Here is a 17,143-nt window from a genome sequence, read left to right as displayed (position 1 = left end):
CTTTAGTGGTCGCGCTCGATCATGTAGTGGGCTAAATCGGCCAGCGGTGCAGCACGTTCGCCCAGTGGGGCGAGCGCGGCAACGGCCTCGTCAATCAGGCTGTGCGCTTTACGTTGAGCGCCCTCTAATCCCAGCAGAGTAGGGTAGGTGGGCTTGGCTCGGGCCGCATCGGCGCCTGACGTTTTGCCTAGGGTAACGGTGTCGCCGGTCACATCCAGGATGTCATCGTGAATCTGAAAGGCTAGACCAATGGCGCGCGCGTAGCGAGTGAGGGCGGTTAATCGGGGATCATCGTCAGCCACCGCCACTAGGCCACCGAGGCGTACGGCAGCGACAATCAGGGCGCCGGTTTTATGCCCATGCATGTGGGCCAACGCATCCACATCGGGGTGGCCGCCAACGGCGTCTAAATCCAGCGCCTGCCCTGCTACCATGCCATCACGCCCCGAGGCGACGGCTAACGTGTGCACCATATTCGCCAGACGTGGATGCGCGGTAGTAGCGAGCACTTCAAACGCTAGCGCTTGTAGCGCATCGCCAGCCAGAATCGCGCTCGCTTCATCAAAAGCTTTATGCACGGTAGGCTGGCCGCGGCGCAGGTCATCATCGTCCATGGCGGGTAAATCGTCATGGATCAGTGAGTAGGCGTGAATTAACTCAATGGCCGCAGCGGGTGCATCAAGTGCTTCGTCGTCCGCCCCAAGGGCATGGCCGGCCATGTAGACCAGCAGCGGGCGCAGCCGCTTTCCGCCTGCGAGCAGGCCGTGGCGCATGGCAGCTTCAAGCCGTGGCGCTACCGCCGGCCGGCTATCAAACAGCGCCGCCAGGGTCGCATCTACCCGGCGATTACTGCGCTGGCGTAGGGCGTCGAGCCGGCTCGGCTGGATGGCTACCATGGGGGCGTCTCCTTGCTCTCTTCGTCGGCCGCATCCTTGAGGTCGTCGGGGCCAGCAAACGGCGTTACCTTTAAGCGGCCTTCACTGTCTTCGCTAAGCGCACGCACTTTGAGCTCGGCACTGTCTAAACGCTGCTGCGCATCGCGGGTTAACCGCACGCCTTGTTCAAACGCGGTCAGCGCATCTTCCAATGAGAGCTCGCCTGACTCAAGACGTTCAACGATGGTTTCGAGTTGTTCAACCGTCGCGGCGAAATCCTGCGGAGGTGATGTCGTGTCGCTCATTGGGGTATGCCTGCCAACCGGTATGTTTTTAAAATAAGCTGAAATAGGCCCACAGTATACACCGACGCCAGGGGGGGACGTCTGCCTTTCCAACCACGCTGTTGGTAACGACTTGCGGTGCATTCATTGTCATTACGCACACTTTTCATCATCTTGACCCGGCGTGACCGGGGCTGCCTGTGCTACGATATGCGCCTCCCGTGAACCGATACACGGCGCATGCCGCCGACCATAGAGGTTGATTCAGCCATGGCCAAAACGTCCCTGGACAAGAGCAAGATCAAGATCCTGCTACTCGAGGGCGTCCACCAAAGTGCGGTGGACAATTTTCACAACGCCGGTTATGAAAATATCGAGCACCTGCCCACATCGCTTGATGAAGACGCGCTGATCGAAAAGATCCGCGACGTTCACTTCATCGGCATTCGTTCCCGCACCCAGTTGACTGAGCGCGTGTTCGAGGCAGCAGAGAAGCTGGTCGGCGTAGGCTGTTTCTGTATCGGCACCAATCAGGTCGATTTGACCGCCGCGCTGACGCGGGGTATCGCGGTGTTTAACGCGCCGTACTCCAACACTCGCTCGGTGGCCGAGCTGGTGCTGGCGGAAGCGATCATGCTGCTACGCGGTATCCCCGAGAAAAACGCCCGCGCTCATCAGGGCGGCTGGCTGAAGTCGGCCAAGAACTCCCACGAAGCGCGCGGTAAAACGCTGGGTATCGTGGGTTACGGCAGCATCGGTGCGCAGCTCTCTGTGCTGGCCGAATCACTTGGCTTCAACGTCATTTATTACGATGTGATCACCAAGTTGGGTATGGGGAACGCCAGTCAGGTCGCCAGCCTGGAAGAGCTATTGGGGCGCGCCGATGTGGTTAGCCTGCACGTGCCCGACCTTGCCTCTACCCGCTGGATGATCGGCGCCAAAGAGATTGCTGCCATGAAGCCGGGCGCGATCTTTATCAACGCCTCGCGTGGCAGCGTGGTGGAGATTGAGCCGCTGGCCGAGGCCATTAAAGCGGGTAATCTCAATGGTGCCGCGGTCGACGTTTTCCCGGTCGAACCCAAAGGCAACGAGGAGGAGTTCGAAAGTCCTCTACGCGGTCTTGAGAACGTGATTCTGACCCCGCACATCGGTGGTTCTACCCTGGAAGCGCAGGAGAACATTGGTATTGAAGTGTCGGAAAAACTGATCACGTATTCCGACAACGGCACCACGGTGACGTCGGTCAACTTTCCCGAAGTGGCGCTGCCCGCTCACCCAGACAAGCACCGTTTGCTGCATATTCACGACAACGTGCCGGGTGTGCTGTCGCAAATTAACCGCGTGCTGTCTGAAAATGGCATCAATATCTCGGGCCAGTACCTGCAAACCAACGAGAAAGTGGGTTATGTGGTCATCGACGTGGATAAAGCCTACGGCCCTCAGGCGCTGGAAGCATTGAAGCAAGTGGATCACACGCTGAAAATTCGTGCGCTCTACTCATCGCAAAATAGCTAACGCATTTCGTTAACTAAGTTAGCGGTAAAAAAACGGCGCCTTATGTAAGGCGCCGTTTTGCTAACTAAAAACGATCAAGCCAGATCAAACAGCAGTACTTCGCCTGCCTGCTTACCAGTAAGATTGATCATCTCATCCGGCTGGAACGCGGCAGCGTCGCCTGCGCTTAACGTCTCGCCATTGACCTCCATTTCACCGTTGACCACGTGCAGCCAGGCGTGGCGCGAAGGTGGTGCGGTTGGCTCTTCGCCAGCGTTGAACAAGCCAGCATACAGATTGACGTCCTGATTAATACTCACCGAGCCTTCACGTCCCTCCTCAGACGCCACCAACCGCCACTGGCCTTGGCGCTCGGCGGTAGGAAACGCTTTCTGCTCATAGCTGGGCTTTATACCGAGTTGCTTGGGCTCAATCCAGATCTGCAAAAAGTGCAGCCCGTTCTCTTTGGAGTGGTTGAACTCGCTATGCAGCACCCCGGTGCCTGCCGACATGCGCTGCACATCGCCTGGGCGCATCACCTCGCCGTTGCCCATGTTGTCTTTATGCTCCATTTCCCCTTCCAGCACGTAGGAAATAATCTCCATGTCCCGGTGAGGGTGAGCACCAAAACCATGGCCGCCCGCAACGCGATCCTCGTTGATTACGCGCAGCGCACGAAAGCCCATATGGTTACGGTCAACGTAATTGGCAAATGAAAAGGTATGAAAGGAGCGTAGCCAACCGTGGTCGGCGTAGCCGCGCTCATTAGAACGACGAATAATCATGTTGTGCTCCGCTGTTTGCGTGAGGGAATAGTGACAATATACGCCTCACAGCGGCGTCGTGGGGTGAAGCTTTCAGCACGGTATCTTCGAATAAATCGACGTATTCAAAACTGTAAAGAAGCGGCGCTTTAATGACGCAGCGTAAGGCCGCCACGGCCCAAGCAAGCGACTCTCGCCTCGGCTTTTGTTTGGCTTTTGTTTACACTATGCGCGTCTTTATCACCCGGTCCGTCCTTTACGAGGATGACTACCTGGAGCACCTCATGACAGCCACCACTCAAACGCCGCCCATCGTGGTCGCGGCGCTGTACAAATTTGTCACCCTGAACGACTTTGAAGCGCTGCGCGAGCCGCTTCATCAAACCATGCTGGATCATGGCGTCAAAGGAACACTGCTACTCGCCAAAGAAGGCATCAACGGCACAGTGGCGGGCAACCGCGAAGGCATTGACGGCCTGCTGGCCTGGCTTACCGCTGATCCACGCCTGGCGGATATCGATCATAAAGAGTCTTACTGCGACGCAACGCCGTTTTACCGCACCAAGGTCAAACTCAAGAAAGAGATCGTTACCCTGGGGGTGCCCGATATCGACCCCAATGACACCGTTGGCACCTACGTCGAGCCGGAAAACTGGAACGACATCATCGCCGACCCCGAAGTGCTGGTGATCGATACCCGCAACGATTACGAAGTAGCCATTGGCAGCTTCGAGCGGGCGATAGATCCGAAAACCACCACCTTCCGTGAATTTCCCGAGTACGTGCGCGAGCACTACGACCCGGAAAAACATAAAAAAGTAGCAATGTTCTGCACCGGCGGCATCCGCTGCGAAAAAGCCTCCAGCTTTATGCTCAAAGAGGGCTTTGAAGAGGTTTATCATCTGAAAGGCGGGGTGCTGAACTACCTGGAAAAAGTCCCAGAAGAGCAGTCGCTATGGCGCGGTGAGTGCTTTGTGTTCGATAACCGCGTGACCGTACGCCACGACTTGAGTAAGGGAGAGTTCGAGCAGTGCCATGCCTGCCGCATGCCCATCTCCGCCGAGGATATGCAGTCATCTGCGTATGAGCCGGGAATCAGCTGCCCCCACTGTATCGATTCGCTACCGGAGAAAACCCGCGCTGCCGCCCGTGAACGCCAGCGTCAAATCGAGCTCGCCCAACAGCGCGGCGAGCCGCACCCGCTAGGCCGCGATACCCGCCTGATGAAAAAAGCCTGATAAAAATCTAGTCGCGCATCCGCATTGCAAGCCATGCGGGTGCGCTAGACTGAGGGCACTGTGCTACTCATACCAGGAGTTCGCCATGCCCGCCCCCTCTAATGACCTCTTTTCACCTGACGCCATCCTGCAACGCCGAGATGAGCAAGGCGTTACAACGCTAACCATGAACGTCCCAGAACGCTTTAACGCGCTTTCAGAAGCCATGCTGCAAGCACTCGACGATGCCTTCGCCGAGATTGCCGACGATAGCCGTGTGCGCTGTGTAGTACTCGCCGCAAAAGGCAAAGCCTTCTGCGCCGGGCACGATCTCAAACAGATGCGCGCCAACCCCGATAAAGCCTACTACCAAGCGCTATTTGCCCGCTGCGGCGAGGTGATGCAGGCCATTGCTCACTTGCCGGTACCCGTGATTGCCAAAGTACAGGGCATTGCCACTGCCGCTGGCTGCCAACTGGTCGCTAGCTGCGATCTGGCGGTGGTTGCACGCAGCGCTCGCTTTGCCGTTTCCGGCATTAACGTTGGCCTGTTTTGCTCCACCCCGGCGGTGGCGCTCTCGCGTAATGTGTCACGTAAGCGCGCCATGGAAATGCTGCTGACGGGCGAATTTATCAGTGCTGAGCAGGCCGCCGAGTGGGGGCTGATCAATCGCGTGGCCGAGGACGATGCGCTGGATGAGGCAACGCAAGCACTGACCGCCAGTATCTGCGCGAAAAGTGCCGTGGCAGTGCGCACGGGCAAAGCTATGTTTGCTCGCCAGCTCAGCATGCCGCTCGATGAGGCCTACGCTTTTGCCGGTGAAACCATGGCCTGCAATATGCTGGCCGAGGACGTCGGTGAAGGGATCGATGCGTTTATGGCTAAGCGTCCAGCACAATGGCTGCACCGTTAAGAAAACTGAAAGAATACGTGGAACCCGTTTTCATAAACGCGACAACGGCCGCATTGACACGTTATCCTGATGCTCTTTGTAGTCAGTCGAGGCGCCTCTGGAGCGCCTTTTAGGAGAGAGCCAGGTGAGTGAAGCCAAGCGCAGGACGGTCGGTCGTCCGGCGAATACCGCCAAAGCCAGCGGCGGCCATAGCCAGTCGCTGGTCCGCGGCTTAACGCTGCTGGAGTATCTCGCGGCGAGCCCCCTCGGGCTCGCCCTTTCGGAAGTGGCAGAGAGGGCTGAATTAGCGCCATCGACGACCCATCGCCTGTTACAGGCGCTGCAAAGTCAGGGCTTTGTCACCCAGGAGAACGAGCAGGGCCTGTGGCGAATCGATGTCAAAACCTTCCGAATAGGCAACAGCTTTCTTGAAGCGCGCGATGTCGTGGCCACCAGCCGACCATTTTTGCGCAGGCTAACAGCCGAAACCGGCGAAACCGCCAACCTGGGTATCCGCGATGGAGCGACGGCGGTCTTTCTTGCTCAGCATGAATCGCCTCAGATGATGCGCATGATCACCCGCCTTGGCTCCCGCGCACCGCTGCATGCCTCTGGGGTCGGTAAAGCCTTGCTGGCGTGGATGCCTGATGATGAGTGCGCTCGTTTGCTTGAGGGCCGCGAGCTAGCCAGAGTGACGGCTAATACGCTTTATCAGCCCGAGACGCTACAGGTGGAAACCCAGCAAATTCGTGCTCAGGGCTTTGCCTGCGACCGCGAAGAGCACGCGATCGGCCTGCACTGCGTCGCTGCCTGCATATTTGACGAACACAGTACCCCGCTGGCGGCGATATCCGTTTCAGGCCCCATGGCGCGTATCCCCGAAGCGCGGCTACTAACGCTCGGTGCACTGGTTCGTCAAACGGCCGATGAAATCACCCAGCAGTTGGGCGGCTACGTGCCACGCTAATGTGGGCCGCTGAACGATGCTGAGTCTGTTTTTTGTCGCTCTCGCCAGCGCAACGCTATTACCCGGTGGGTCGGAAGTATGGCTGGCGCGGCTTTGGTGTGTAGGCGAACCACCGCTGGTGCTGTGGTTCGTGGCTACCACCGGCAACACCTTGGGCAGCATGGTTAACGTTGCGCTCGGGCGTTATGCGCGTCAGTTTCAAGATCGCCGCTGGTTTCCCGCCTCGCCGCGACGTTTGGCGCGTGCTGAAGGGTGGTATCACCGCTTTGGTGAGTTGAGCCTGCTGGTATCATGGGCACCCATCGTTGGTGACCCGCTGACCGTGTTGGCCGGCGTATTCAGGCTGCCCTGGTGGCGAGCTTTGGGGTGGATTGTGATTGCCAAGGGCGCCCGCTACGCTGTGGTATTACTACTGGCGCACTATTGGTTAGCACCCCTGTGCCAGTAAAACGCCTTATTTATTAATGCATGTTACCCTGTACAACTTTTTAACAAGCTGCGCAGGCAGTGTACAGTGTAGGCAGCGGTTAGATTGAAAAGAATACTCACCCAAAAGGAGGTTAAGGTGTGAAGCCACTTCGTTTACTACCCTGGCTAGGTGTCTGGCTGCTGGCAATGATTGCCATGATGGTCACGCCTGTAATGGCGCAGAGCACGTCGAGTGAATCGGCTAGCGCCGAAGGCACTGCATCCCCAGATGCGTCGGCACCAACGTCTTACGAGGCGTTAGCCAATTTATTGGAAGATGAGCAGTCGCGACAAGAGTTGATTGAGATGTTGCGCAATCAAGCGTCAGCGCTGCCCGATGAGATTGCTGATGAGCTTTCGCCACAAGCTGCTGCCCAAGGCAGCGAATTAGCACCGGAAGACGTTTCGCTGCCGCGCCAGCTAGCGGAGCTCACTAGCCGTGTGGTTAGCGATGTGGGTGGGCAGTTTGAGCAAGTGGTGAGCCTGGTTGGCAGTCTTTTCGTCGGTCAAGCCGCCGAAAGTGTCTTTGACATGGCGGCGTTCATCAGCGCTGCGATTAACCTTGGCCTGGTGATTATCGCCACCTTTGCGATGTTTATGATTTTCCGGCGGTTAGCGAAGCCTCTATTTACTAAAATCAGTGGCTGGTCGCTAAATGGCAGTAATTTAACGCCAGTACTGCGCTTGATTGCATGCGTGGTTATTGCTGCCATCATCGATGTGCTGCTGGTTGCTATTGCCTACGTTGGCGGCAACTTGTTGGCGACCTTTGCGATTGGTGAAGCTGGTGAGCTATCTACTCGCGCTTCTCTATTCTTGAATGCGTTTTTGGTTATTGAGCTGCTTAAAGCTGGCGTGCGGATGCTGTTCTCTTCACGCTACGAAGGGCTCCGGCTACTGCCTATCTCTGCCCAGGAAGCGTCCTACTGGAACCGCTGGTTAGCGCGCTTGATTGGCATGGTCGGTTACGGCCTGATGGTTGTGGTGCCGCTGGTCAATTTTTACGTTGCGGCGTCGTTAGGTCAGGCAGTCGGCACGCTGATAATGCTACTGGCGTTTATTTATGCGGTAGCAGTGGTGCTTAAGAACCGCATCCGCCTGCGCAATAACCTCAATGAGATGGCGGCGAAATCGACTTTAACCGCCAGCCGTGTCTCCCTGCAGCTATTTGCTCGCACTTGGCATCTGTTCGCGCTGCTGTACTTCTTGATGGTGTTTGTATTGACGCTGACGCGCCCGGGCGATGCGTTGCCGTTTGTGATGTTTGCCACCTTGAAATCCTTGGCCGCCATTGTCGTGGGGCTGCTGGTCTCTTCGTTTCTTACTCAGACCATTGGCCGCCGTATCACCTTATCCGATGACCTGCGGCGCAAGCTGCCGCTGCTTGAAAAGCGCTTGAATAGCTATGTTCCCAATGCGTTGCGGGTGCTGCGTACCATCATACTGATTGTGGTTATTATGGTCGTTCTGAATGCTTGGGGCGCCTTTGACCTCGCTGCCTGGTATGCCTCCGAGGGGGGAGCCATTCTGGTTGGGAACTTAACCAGCGTTGCGGTGATTTTGATTGTGGCGCTCGCCGTTTGGCTGGGACTGGCGAGCCTGATCGAGCATAAGCTCAACCCGGAAACCGGCTACGGCGAACCTTCAGCACGAGCGAAGACGCTGCTCAGTCTGTTCCGCAATGCGCTGGCAATCGCTATGGTGACCATTACTGGCATGATCGTGCTGTCGGAAATTGGTATCAATATCGGCCCGCTGATTGCCGGTGCCGGTGTATTGGGTCTAGCCATTGGTTTTGGTGCCCAGAAGCTGGTGCAGGATGTGATTACCGGGGTGTTTATCCAGGTAGAAAATGCCATGAACACCGGTGACGTGGTCACGGTGGGGGGCGTGACAGGCACCGCTGAACGCCTCAGCATCCGCTCGGTCGGTATTCGTGACCTGTCAGGCACCTATCACATCGTGCCGTTCTCAAGTGTGGACACCGTTTCCAACTACATGCGTGAGTACGGCAACCATGTGGGCGAATACGGTATTGGCTACAGCGAGAGCATTGACGAAGCCATTGAGCAGCTCCAACTGGCCTTTGAAGATCTTAAATCCAGCGAAGAGCACGGTCATAAGCTGCTGGCAGACCTAACCGTAGCCGGTGTGGTCGCCCTGGCGGATAGCTCCGTGAACATTCGTGTGGTGATCAAAACGACACCAGGCGACCAATGGGGTGTTGGCCGCGCTTATAACCGCTTGGTTAAATTGCGCTTTGATGAGGCAGGGATTGAGATACCTTTCCCGCACACCACGCTCTATTTTGGCGAGACCAAAAATGGCAAGACACCGCCTGCCAATGTACGGGTACTGGAATCGACCGCCAAAGAGAAGAAAGTTGAAGTGGAGCCTAATGCTTCGTCTGCTGTAAAGCATGATACCCAGCAAGGGGTACAGCACACTGCGGACGAAGACCATCACAAGCCCGACCATGATGACGTCGATGAAACCTAAATTATCGTCATCTTAACGTGCTAACGGGGCTGCCTTCGGGCGGCCCCGCCGCGTTTTAAGGGGTATTTAATAACGATAGTTTTCTGAGTGCCGCCCTTCCAGATTGATGGACTCACCACCATCGACAAACAGAATTTGCCCGGCAACAAAAGGGTTCTCCAACAAATAGTTGAGTGCTTGTACAAGATGGGCGGGCGTTCCCTGCTGCTTCAGCGGAATGCCATCAATCCGCCACTGCACATAGTCACTGGTGCGCTGCGAGGCAGGCAGCACTACGCCAGGGGCAAGGCCATTAATGCGAATACGGGGAGCGAACTCTAGCGCTGCCATGCGGGTCATTTCCGCTAGGCTTTTTTTCGATAGTAAATAGGCCGCGTAGGGGTACTGGTGGTAGGCCACTTTGTTATCGATAATGTTGATGACTTGGCCCTCGTTAACCACGTTGGCAAAGTGACGCGTCAGCAGTAGCGGGGTAAACACATTGACCCGAAACTGCGTTTCCAGCATGGCAAGCTCCGTCTTGGCAATGGGGGCAGGTTCGTAGGCCGAGGCACTATTAAGCAGCAAGTTGAGACCAGGAAAACGCTGTTTAGCAGCCTGTATTAAATTACCCAGTTCCTCGTTCAAATTCTCGCTTAAGAAATCGCAGTGAAATATTTCACACACGCGCCCTTTAGCGCGAATGCCGCTCGCCACGGCTTCAGCCTCATCACGGGAGCGATTAACGTGCAGCGCGATATCGAATCCAGCATCGGCCAACGCTTCAGCAAAGTGACGGCCTAAACGGGTGGCACCGCCGGTTATCACAGCAGCTTGTTGATGCATAACGCATTCCCTACGGTGTTATTGGTATAGCAAGACTCTCTGCGTGAGCGCAGCGTTTGTCAATAACTTATACAGAGCTTGCACGTGTCGCCAGCTTGAAGGTATTGATAGATGGGCGCTGCCACAGCGCTACGCTAGCAGCCGTCACTTCAAGCAGGATGTCGCTATGCCACCAATACCCTTATCCAATGAACAAACCGTTACGCTGCATGAGTGCTTGATCTCGCTAGGAAGTAATATCGACCCCGAGCACTATTTTGATCAAGCGCTGACGATTCTTAGCCACGAATGCCAACTCTTGGCGCGCTCGGCGGCGATACGTACGACGCCTGTCGGTTACCAACACCAGCCCGATTTTTTAAACGCCGCGCTGCTGGTAAGCACTTCGCTAGAGCGAGAAGCGTTTCGTGCCTATCTTAAAGAGGTGGAAAACCGTTTGGGCCGCGTACGGGGAGCGATTAAATCAGGCCCCCGCACCATGGATCTCGACATGGTGGCTTGGGATGGCGAAGTGATCGATGAGGGCTACTACCAGTACGACTATGTGAAAGTGCCCGTCGATGAGGTGCTTGCCAATAGTGGCCGTACGCTTGAACCGGCAAAAAGCTCATGATTTCCACCAGAAGGCCGATAATAGCGATATAGCCGCCCTTGCCTGGGTCGGCTAACGCCCCCGGAGGCGCGCGTTGCTCAGCCTTAATACCAACTTGATGTCCCTCATCGCGCAAAATAACCTGCGCGGCAGTCAGCAAGCGATGCAGACTGCTATGCAGCGCCTCTCATCTGGGTTGCGTATCAATAGCGCCAAGGATGACCCAGCCGGGCAGGCGATCGCCAACCGTATGACGGCACAAATCAGCGGTATGACCCAGGCGATCCGCAATACCAATGATGGCATCTCCATGGTGCAGGCAGCAGAAGGCTCGCTTAATCAGGTAAACGATAATCTTCAGCGCATTCGCGAACTGAGCGTGCAAGCGGCTAACGGCACCAACTCCTCTGATGACCTTGTTTCGATCCAGGCTGAGATCGATCAACGATTGGAAGAGATCGACCGCATTGCCGGGCAAAGTAACTTTAACGACATTGGACTGATCAATGAGACCAAGTCGTTACATATTCAGGTGGGTGCCAACGATGGCGATAGCATCGCGGTACGTTTTGAAGGGATGAACTTACAGGCACTGGGGCTGGAAGGCTTTAGCGTTTTGGAAGGAAGCACGACAGAAAGCCCAATAGATGCAATGGATGAAGCCATTAAGCGAGTGGATCGCCAGCGCAGTTACCTGGGCGCCGTGCAGAACCGTTTTGAGAGCGTGATCGATGGCCTCAATAACAATATTATCAATACGTCTGCCGCGCGTTCGCGCATCCAAGATGCCGACTATGCTCAGGAAGTTTCCCATCTTATTCGTGCACAGATCTTGCAGCAGGCAGGCATTGCTATGTTGGCCCAGGCCAACCAACAGCCGCAGATGATTCTGCGCCTGCTGGAAAGTTTGTAAGAGGGGCTTTAAAAGAGCCGCGCTAGTTACTCGATAATGCCCTGTTCACGGGCCATGGCGTAAGCTGCCTGAGGGCCATTCCAGAGCGAGGGCAATAGTATCAACGACACCGGAATAGCAGTAATGACGATAAACTGCTGCAGCGCGCTAATTTGTCCGGCGCCCATATATAGCAGCACGGCGGCCATCAGTGCCATGGCAATCCCCCAGAACGCACGCATCACCGGACTTGGGTCGTCATGGCCCGCGCCGACCACCGCAATGGCGTAGCTCATCGAGTCGCCGGTGGTTGCCACAAAAATCGTCGTCAACAGCAGAATCGCCAATGCCATCCAGGTGCCCCCGGGCAACGCCTGGGCAACGGTTAACGTGGCGACATCAAACTGAAAGTTATTCAGCGCTTCGGTCAAGTCGATGACGCCGTTGAGCTGGTAGTAAATGCCTGAGCCACCGAGTAGGGTAAACCACACGGTGGTAGCAATCGGTGCCAGCACCGCCACGGCGACGATCATTTCGCGGATGCTCCGTCCGCGCGAAATACGCGCTACAAAAATCGCCATCACCGGTGCGTAGCCGATAAACCAGGCAAAGAAGAACACCGTCCACCACTGCATCCACCATGCTGGTGCCGTTTCAGCGGTCATGGTCGCCATGGTGAAGAATTCACTAATGTAGGCGCCCATGCCTGAAACGTAGCTATTAACCAGAAACAGGGTGGGGCCAAACACCATAATCGCCGCTCCAATGGCGAGCGCCAACAACACGTTGAACCGGCTAAGTAATTGAATACCTTTGTGTACGCCGCTCATGGAAGAGAGCACGTAAATGCCGGCAAGCACACCCAGGATAATCAGTTGACCGGTATATCCCTCTGGTAGGCCGAACAGCTCATGAAGACCAAAGCTAACCTGCGTAGCCAGAAAGCCAATCGGGCCCACGGTGCCTGCCACCAACGCAATCACACAGCAGGCATCGACGATGCCGCCCAACGGACCCCGCATGAGTCGCTCGCCTAGCACGGGATAAAGCAGGGTGCGAGGTTGAAGGGGCTGGCCTTTCACGTAGTGAGCGTGGGCGAGCACCACCGCCGTTAACGATCCCAGTACGGCCCAGGCCATAAAGCCCCAGTGCATAAAGGATTGCCCCAAGGCACCGGAAACGGCTTCGGCAGTGCCCGCTTCGCTATCAAAGGCAGGAGGCGTCACCACAAAGTGATAAACCGGCTCACCCGCAGCAAAGAAAACCCCGCCACCCGCCAGCAGCGTGCACAGAATGATCGAGAGCCATTTAAACGTGCTCATTTCTGGTGCATCCAGGTTGCCGATTTTGGCTTTTCCCGCCGAGGTCATGGCCAAGCCGATGGCAATGAAAAACGTCATTAGGAGTAGCAGCTGGAAGTAGCTACCCAGCACCAGTGCCGTCCAGGCAAAACCGGCACTGATGCTGTCCGCGACCAGGGAAACGTCATAGAAGGACAGCCCAAGAAACGCGACGATAAAGCCGATACTGAGGGTCAGCACTAATGGATCGCCAAGCGAAAAGCGTTGGGAGCCCTCAGCGTTGGGGCTTGATTGGGTCATATCAAATACCTTTAGGGGAGGAAGAAGCGGAAATCTAGCCTGTCAAAGGCCGCCGTTAAGCGGTTTAACGCCGCATAGCCGTTAAGAGGCTCATGAATACACAGGGAAATTGCGGGTAAAAAAAAGCGCCATTCATTGAATGGCGCGAGGACAGGAAACTGGCCACAGTATACCGGCAATATAGACCAACGTCTAACATGTTTTATCTTGGTGCGTTTAAGGAGTGCAAGTGCACGCTATTGGCGCGTTGGTGTGCGGTGCCAAACTCACCAGCGGAAGAGTAGCGATGCACTGGTGGTGTTGTCTGTGCGCTCACTGGTGTCGTCGGGTGGTTGCGAGTTGTGCTTGATTTCATGCGAGAGTCGCAGCGACAGCTTTGAATTGAGCCGGGCAGTAAGGGCCGTTAGCGAACGGGAGGTGATGTTCTGGCTGGTATATTCAAGCGACATTTCCTGTTCGATATCCGCGTAGTCGGAAAACCCCCAGCGATAATCTAGTGCGGTGTAGGTCACCATCAAGCGCTCATCGTCGTAGTCGCGAAGCCGATCATGGCGATAACCTGGGCCCGCTTCCAGGGAAAGCGTATGGGTTTCGTTCTCCAAAATCTGCCGTCCGTAGCCACCAATCGCTGACAACTGCTGGTCGTAACCTGCAAAGCGATCTTTTTCCCAGCGGGCAAAACCAAACAGATAGTGGGGGCCTTCGAGCTCATAGCGCTCGCGCCCTGCGATTAAGTACTGCTCAGCGCTGGTTTCATCATCCTTGCTAACAGTGCGTACTTCACCGCGCAGAGAGTAAGTGAATTTACCGGTTAACCAAGTTAGCCGTGTTTTGCCGATCAAGGTTTGGCTGTTGGTATTGCCCGACAGATGGGTAAAACCAAGCTCAGCATCGCCACTGAATACGGGGGCATCTTCCTGGGGCGGCGGAGGGGCATAAAACGGATTGGCATAAGCCACACTTAGCCACAGTGGCCAGCAGGCCAGCAAAAGCATCCATCGAACAATAACCACTACATCCCTCCTTGATTTCGGCAATCGAGCATTATATCAGCGAATGATGACATGGCGTGTTGGCGTTTAACGTCGTTTGCTGACGCGTGCCATAATGGTGCGGTCACGTATTTTGAGTCTATCTATGAGCACTTCTCGCCCCCGAACACTCGCCGACCTGCAGCGCTGGCGCCGTACCCGCGCCAGGCGTAGTTGGTATAAACGCAGTTTTCGACTGCAGGTAATGCTGCTCGTTGGGCTGCTGCTGGCGGGAATGCTACTGGCACAGGGCACGTATCTCAATCTTCGTAAGGCAGAAATTATTAGCCAGCAGATGGGCGAGCGCGCGCTGGCGGTAGCCAAAACGGTGGCGTCAATGCCGCAAATTATCAATGCGTTTGATATCCCTAACCCCGCTTTTATTATCCAGCCGTTGGCAGAACGGATACGCCATGAAACCGGGGCGCGCTATGTCGTGGTAGGTAATGCCCAGAGCATCCGCTACTCGCACCCCGTGCCGGAACGCATCGGGCAACCGATGGTGGGTGGGGACAATGACAAAGCGCTGATACATGGCCAGTTCTATGTTTCCGAGGCGACCGGTTCACTGGGCACCGCGATGCGCGGCAAAGCACCTATCTGGGATGAAGAGGGCAATATCATTGGCCTGGTGTCTGTCGGCTTTATGATGGACCGGGTCGAGATGGATGTGGCGCGCTATAACAGCTTTGGCTGGGTGTTAGTGGCTCTGATGATTTGCCTGGGCTTTGCCGGTGCTTATTGGTTATCGCAGCACCTTAAAAAGGTGATTCTAGGCTTGGAGCCTTACGAGATTGCACGGCTTGCGATGGAAAAAGAGGCCATTTTGCAGTCGATTCATGAGGGGATACTGGCGGTTAACCGCGAAGGCCATATTACCCTGGTCAACCAGCAGGCGCGGCGTTTTCTCAACCTGGATGACGAACATGTGCTGCTAGGGCAACCCATTCGTGAGGTGGTGCCCAATTCGCGATTGCTGGAGGTACTCCGGCACGGTGAACAGGAGTTCGACCAGGAGATGTGGCTAGGTGACCATCCGGTGGTGGTTAACCGGGTGCCGATTCTGCATGAGGGAGAAATTGAAGGGGCGGTGGCCACCTTCCGGAGTCGCCGCGAGATCGTCGATCTCTCCCATGCGTTGACCCAGGCCAGCCGTGACGTGGACATGCTGCGTGCCCAGGCCCATGAGTTTTCCAATAAGCTCTACACCATCTCAGGGTTACTGCAGTTACAGCGCATTGAGGAAGCCTTGGCGCTGATCCATCAGGAAACCGAGCGCGCCCAGGCGCAGATGAGCTTTTTAATGCGCAACGTGGCCGATGCCGTGCTCAGCGGCACGTTACTGGGTAAACTCACCCGCGCGCGTGAGTTAGGTGTAGCGCTGGAAATCGACGAGCAAAGTTCGCTCTCCTGCCCGCTTACCTCCACCGGCCAAGAGGTGCTGATGAGCGTGGTAGGTAACCTGCTCGATAACGCCTGCCATGCCGCCCTGCATGGGCCTGATAACGACCCTAAAGTGCGGCTGTTTTTCACCGACCTGGGCGAACAGCTTCTGATTGAAGTGGAGGATAACGGGCCAGGGGTGCCCACTGAGCTCGCCGAGTCGATTTTCCAAGAAGGTTTTTCGACCAAAGCGGGCAAGCACCAGGGCATTGGCTTAGCGTTGGTGACCAGGCTCTGCCGTCAGTATGGCGGCGCTGTTACCCTGGAAGAGAGTGAGCTGGGCGGGGCATGCTTTACCGCGGTGCTCGACCGTTCACTATGCCAAAAAGGACCAAACGGCGAGCTCCACGGCGATCTCAACAACAATTCCAAAAACAGTGGCCATAGCGGCGAGGGGAAGAGCGATGTCTGATAGGCAATACGGCATTCTGGTCGTTGAAGATGATTTTCGCATTGCCGATATCCACAGCGCTTTTATTGAGCAGAGTGAGGGCTTTTATGTGGTGGGTATGGCGCGTAATGGCCGCGAAGCCAAGACGCTGATGGCGGAACACGCGGCTAACATACAATTGATTTTGTTAGACGCCTACCTCCCCGATGTCGAGGGTTTGGAGCTGCTGTGGGCGATTCGCCGTGACTATGTGCATGTGGATATCGTCATGGTCACAGCCGCACGGGAAGTGGAAACCATCAGCGAGGCACTGCGCGGCGGGGTATTTGACTACCTTATCAAGCCCATCGAAGCCGCCCGGATGGCCCAAATGCTGACCCGCTTTCGCCGCGAGCGTGAAGCGTTGGCCAATCGTGCCGAGATGAATCAAGACGAGTTGGATCATGTTTTGGCGCGCTTACAGCCAGGCGAGGCGTCGCGAGCAAAAAGCCAGTCACTATCTCAAGCACTGCCTAAAGGCATTGACCGGCTGACGCTACGCCGGGTGATCGATGCCCTGGCCGATGCCCCCGACTCCCTTACCGCCATGCAAATGGCGCGCATTATGGGAGCTAGCCGCTCCACTGCGCGCCGCTATTTAGAATTTCTAGTCGCCGAGCAGGCGGTAAGTGCTGAGCTGGGCTATGGTGACGTAGGGCGGCCCGAACGTCGTTATCGGCTGTTGAAGGCGGCACATGACTGGCTAGATTCTCTATAAGAAAGTGCAGTGTGCTAGCAGGCGTGAACAAAATGAACAAAATGCTCGTAAAGAACTTTTTGTCTTTTATGCGCACAAGCTTGTCGGTCAGGGTGGCGGTCTTCTAACGTTCGCGACGTGCAGTCTCACAATAAGACGCCCCATACAACAA

At 56.0% G+C, this 17,143-nt stretch carries 16 protein-coding genes; 10 read left to right on the top strand and 6 right to left on the bottom strand.

The annotated features are described in order from the left end of the window. Positions 1–2 precede the first annotated feature (2 nt). The gene (gene ispA, locus ACUN8H_RS10370; RefSeq protein ID WP_445532054.1) at positions 3–896 is read right to left on the bottom strand and encodes a (2E,6E)-farnesyl diphosphate synthase; all 894 of its coding nucleotides are present in this window, start codon (positions 894–896) and stop codon (positions 3–5) included. Further along, a complete protein-coding gene (locus ACUN8H_RS10365) occupies positions 890–1,180 on the bottom strand; it encodes an exodeoxyribonuclease VII small subunit (protein WP_290701798.1) in 291 nt (96 codons plus the stop codon). The genes ispA and ACUN8H_RS10365 overlap by 7 nt, the downstream gene beginning before the upstream one ends. Before the next feature lie 249 nt (positions 1,181–1,429). On the opposite strand from ACUN8H_RS10365, the gene serA reads away from it, so the two are divergent. Continuing rightward, complete coding sequence (gene serA, locus ACUN8H_RS10360; protein ID WP_445532053.1) at positions 1,430–2,674, top strand: phosphoglycerate dehydrogenase; 1,245 nt, start codon at positions 1,430–1,432, stop codon at positions 2,672–2,674. 74 nt (positions 2,675–2,748) lie between these two features. On the opposite strand, the gene ACUN8H_RS10355 is transcribed toward serA, so the two are convergent. Next, complete coding sequence (locus tag ACUN8H_RS10355; protein WP_445532052.1) at positions 2,749–3,438, bottom strand: pirin family protein; 690 nt, start codon at positions 3,436–3,438, stop codon at positions 2,749–2,751. 263 nt (positions 3,439–3,701) lie between these two features. Between ACUN8H_RS10355 and trhO the strand changes: the two genes are divergently transcribed. The 5 genes from trhO to ybiO all read left to right on the top strand — a co-directional run bounded on the left by trhO (position 3,702) and on the right by ybiO (position 9,460). Next, positions 3,702–4,655, top strand: a complete 954-nt coding sequence (gene trhO, locus ACUN8H_RS10350) for an oxygen-dependent tRNA uridine(34) hydroxylase TrhO (protein ID WP_445532051.1) — start codon at positions 3,702–3,704, stop codon at positions 4,653–4,655. A gap of 85 nt (positions 4,656–4,740) precedes the next feature. Continuing rightward, positions 4,741–5,547 carry an enoyl-CoA hydratase gene (locus ACUN8H_RS10345; RefSeq protein WP_445532050.1) on the top strand — a complete coding sequence of 269 codons (807 nt, stop codon included), beginning with the start codon at positions 4,741–4,743 and terminating at the stop codon, positions 5,545–5,547. A 124-nt stretch (positions 5,548–5,671) separates the two neighbouring features. After that, the gene (locus tag ACUN8H_RS10340) at positions 5,672–6,493 is read left to right on the top strand and encodes an IclR family transcriptional regulator domain-containing protein (protein ID WP_445532049.1); all 822 of its coding nucleotides are present in this window, start codon (positions 5,672–5,674) and stop codon (positions 6,491–6,493) included. A 16-nt stretch (positions 6,494–6,509) separates the two neighbouring features. Beyond that, positions 6,510–6,941, top strand: coding sequence for a YqaA family protein (locus ACUN8H_RS10335; protein WP_445532048.1), 432 nt, complete (start codon positions 6,510–6,512; stop codon positions 6,939–6,941). Positions 6,942–7,060: 119 nt separating this feature from the next. Continuing rightward, positions 7,061–9,460, top strand: a complete 2,400-nt coding sequence (ybiO, locus tag ACUN8H_RS10330) for a mechanosensitive channel protein (RefSeq protein WP_445532047.1) — start codon at positions 7,061–7,063, stop codon at positions 9,458–9,460. Positions 9,461–9,526: 66 nt separating this feature from the next. Here the strand turns inward: ybiO and ACUN8H_RS10325 are convergent, their stop codons facing one another. Then, positions 9,527–10,285: an SDR family oxidoreductase gene (locus ACUN8H_RS10325; protein WP_445532046.1), complete on the bottom strand. Its 759-nt coding sequence runs from the start codon at positions 10,283–10,285 to the stop codon at positions 9,527–9,529. A gap of 166 nt (positions 10,286–10,451) precedes the next feature. Between ACUN8H_RS10325 and folK the strand changes: the two genes are divergently transcribed. Together folK and ACUN8H_RS10315 are read left to right on the top strand one after the other, a co-directional pair. Next, positions 10,452–10,898: a 2-amino-4-hydroxy-6-hydroxymethyldihydropteridine diphosphokinase gene (gene folK / locus ACUN8H_RS10320; RefSeq protein ID WP_445532045.1), complete on the top strand. Its 447-nt coding sequence runs from the start codon at positions 10,452–10,454 to the stop codon at positions 10,896–10,898. Between the two features lie 73 nt (positions 10,899–10,971). Next, on the top strand, positions 10,972–11,790 hold the full coding sequence (locus ACUN8H_RS10315) for a flagellin N-terminal helical domain-containing protein (protein ID WP_445532044.1): 819 nt from the start codon (positions 10,972–10,974) through the stop codon (positions 11,788–11,790). 26 nt (positions 11,791–11,816) lie between these two features. Here ACUN8H_RS10315 and ACUN8H_RS10310 read toward each other — a convergent pair whose 3' ends face one another. Together ACUN8H_RS10310 and ACUN8H_RS10305 are read right to left on the bottom strand one after the other, a co-directional pair. Then, entirely contained in the window at positions 11,817–13,370 is a 1,554-nt protein-coding gene (locus tag ACUN8H_RS10310; RefSeq protein WP_445532043.1) for a BCCT family transporter, read from the bottom strand. A gap of 266 nt (positions 13,371–13,636) precedes the next feature. After that, on the bottom strand, positions 13,637–14,365 hold the full coding sequence (locus ACUN8H_RS10305; RefSeq protein WP_445532182.1) for a DUF481 domain-containing protein: 729 nt from the start codon (positions 14,363–14,365) through the stop codon (positions 13,637–13,639). A 142-nt stretch (positions 14,366–14,507) separates the two neighbouring features. On the opposite strand from ACUN8H_RS10305, the gene ACUN8H_RS10300 reads away from it, so the two are divergent. Beyond that, entirely contained in the window at positions 14,508–16,256 is a 1,749-nt protein-coding gene (locus ACUN8H_RS10300; RefSeq protein WP_445532042.1) for an ATP-binding protein, read from the top strand. Next, entirely contained in the window at positions 16,249–16,992 is a 744-nt protein-coding gene (locus ACUN8H_RS10295) for a response regulator (RefSeq protein ID WP_445532040.1), read from the top strand. The genes ACUN8H_RS10300 and ACUN8H_RS10295 overlap by 8 nt, the downstream gene beginning before the upstream one ends. The last annotated feature ends 151 nt before the right edge of the window (positions 16,993–17,143 follow it).

This window comes from Vreelandella sp. V005 (assembly GCF_052645115.1).
This window is presented reverse-complemented; position numbering and strand designations above follow the sequence as displayed.

What these genes read in the sequence shown, in the direction of transcription:
- ispA (WP_445532054.1), bottom strand. Translation starts at nt 896, where the DNA reads ATGGTAGCCATCCAGCCGAGCCGGCTCGACGCCCTACGCCAGCGCAGT.
- ACUN8H_RS10365 (WP_290701798.1), bottom strand. Translation starts at nt 1,180, where the DNA reads ATGAGCGACACGACATCACCTCCGCAGGATTTCGCCGCGACGGTTGAA.
- serA (WP_445532053.1), top strand. Translation starts at nt 1,430, where the DNA reads ATGGCCAAAACGTCCCTGGACAAGAGCAAGATCAAGATCCTGCTACTC.
- ACUN8H_RS10355 (WP_445532052.1), bottom strand. Translation starts at nt 3,438, where the DNA reads ATGATTATTCGTCGTTCTAATGAGCGCGGCTACGCCGACCACGGTTGG.
- trhO (WP_445532051.1), top strand. Translation starts at nt 3,702, where the DNA reads ATGACAGCCACCACTCAAACGCCGCCCATCGTGGTCGCGGCGCTGTAC.
- ACUN8H_RS10345 (WP_445532050.1), top strand. Translation starts at nt 4,741, where the DNA reads ATGCCCGCCCCCTCTAATGACCTCTTTTCACCTGACGCCATCCTGCAA.
- ACUN8H_RS10335 (WP_445532048.1), top strand. Translation starts at nt 6,510, where the DNA reads ATGCTGAGTCTGTTTTTTGTCGCTCTCGCCAGCGCAACGCTATTACCC.
- ACUN8H_RS10325 (WP_445532046.1), bottom strand. Translation starts at nt 10,285, where the DNA reads ATGCATCAACAAGCTGCTGTGATAACCGGCGGTGCCACCCGTTTAGGC.
- folK (WP_445532045.1), top strand. Translation starts at nt 10,452, where the DNA reads ATGCCACCAATACCCTTATCCAATGAACAAACCGTTACGCTGCATGAG.
- ACUN8H_RS10310 (WP_445532043.1), bottom strand. Translation starts at nt 13,370, where the DNA reads ATGACCCAATCAAGCCCCAACGCTGAGGGCTCCCAACGCTTTTCGCTT.
- ACUN8H_RS10305 (WP_445532182.1), bottom strand. Translation starts at nt 14,365, where the DNA reads ATGCTTTTGCTGGCCTGCTGGCCACTGTGGCTAAGTGTGGCTTATGCC.
- ACUN8H_RS10300 (WP_445532042.1), top strand. Translation starts at nt 14,508, where the DNA reads ATGAGCACTTCTCGCCCCCGAACACTCGCCGACCTGCAGCGCTGGCGC.
- ACUN8H_RS10295 (WP_445532040.1), top strand. Translation starts at nt 16,249, where the DNA reads ATGTCTGATAGGCAATACGGCATTCTGGTCGTTGAAGATGATTTTCGC.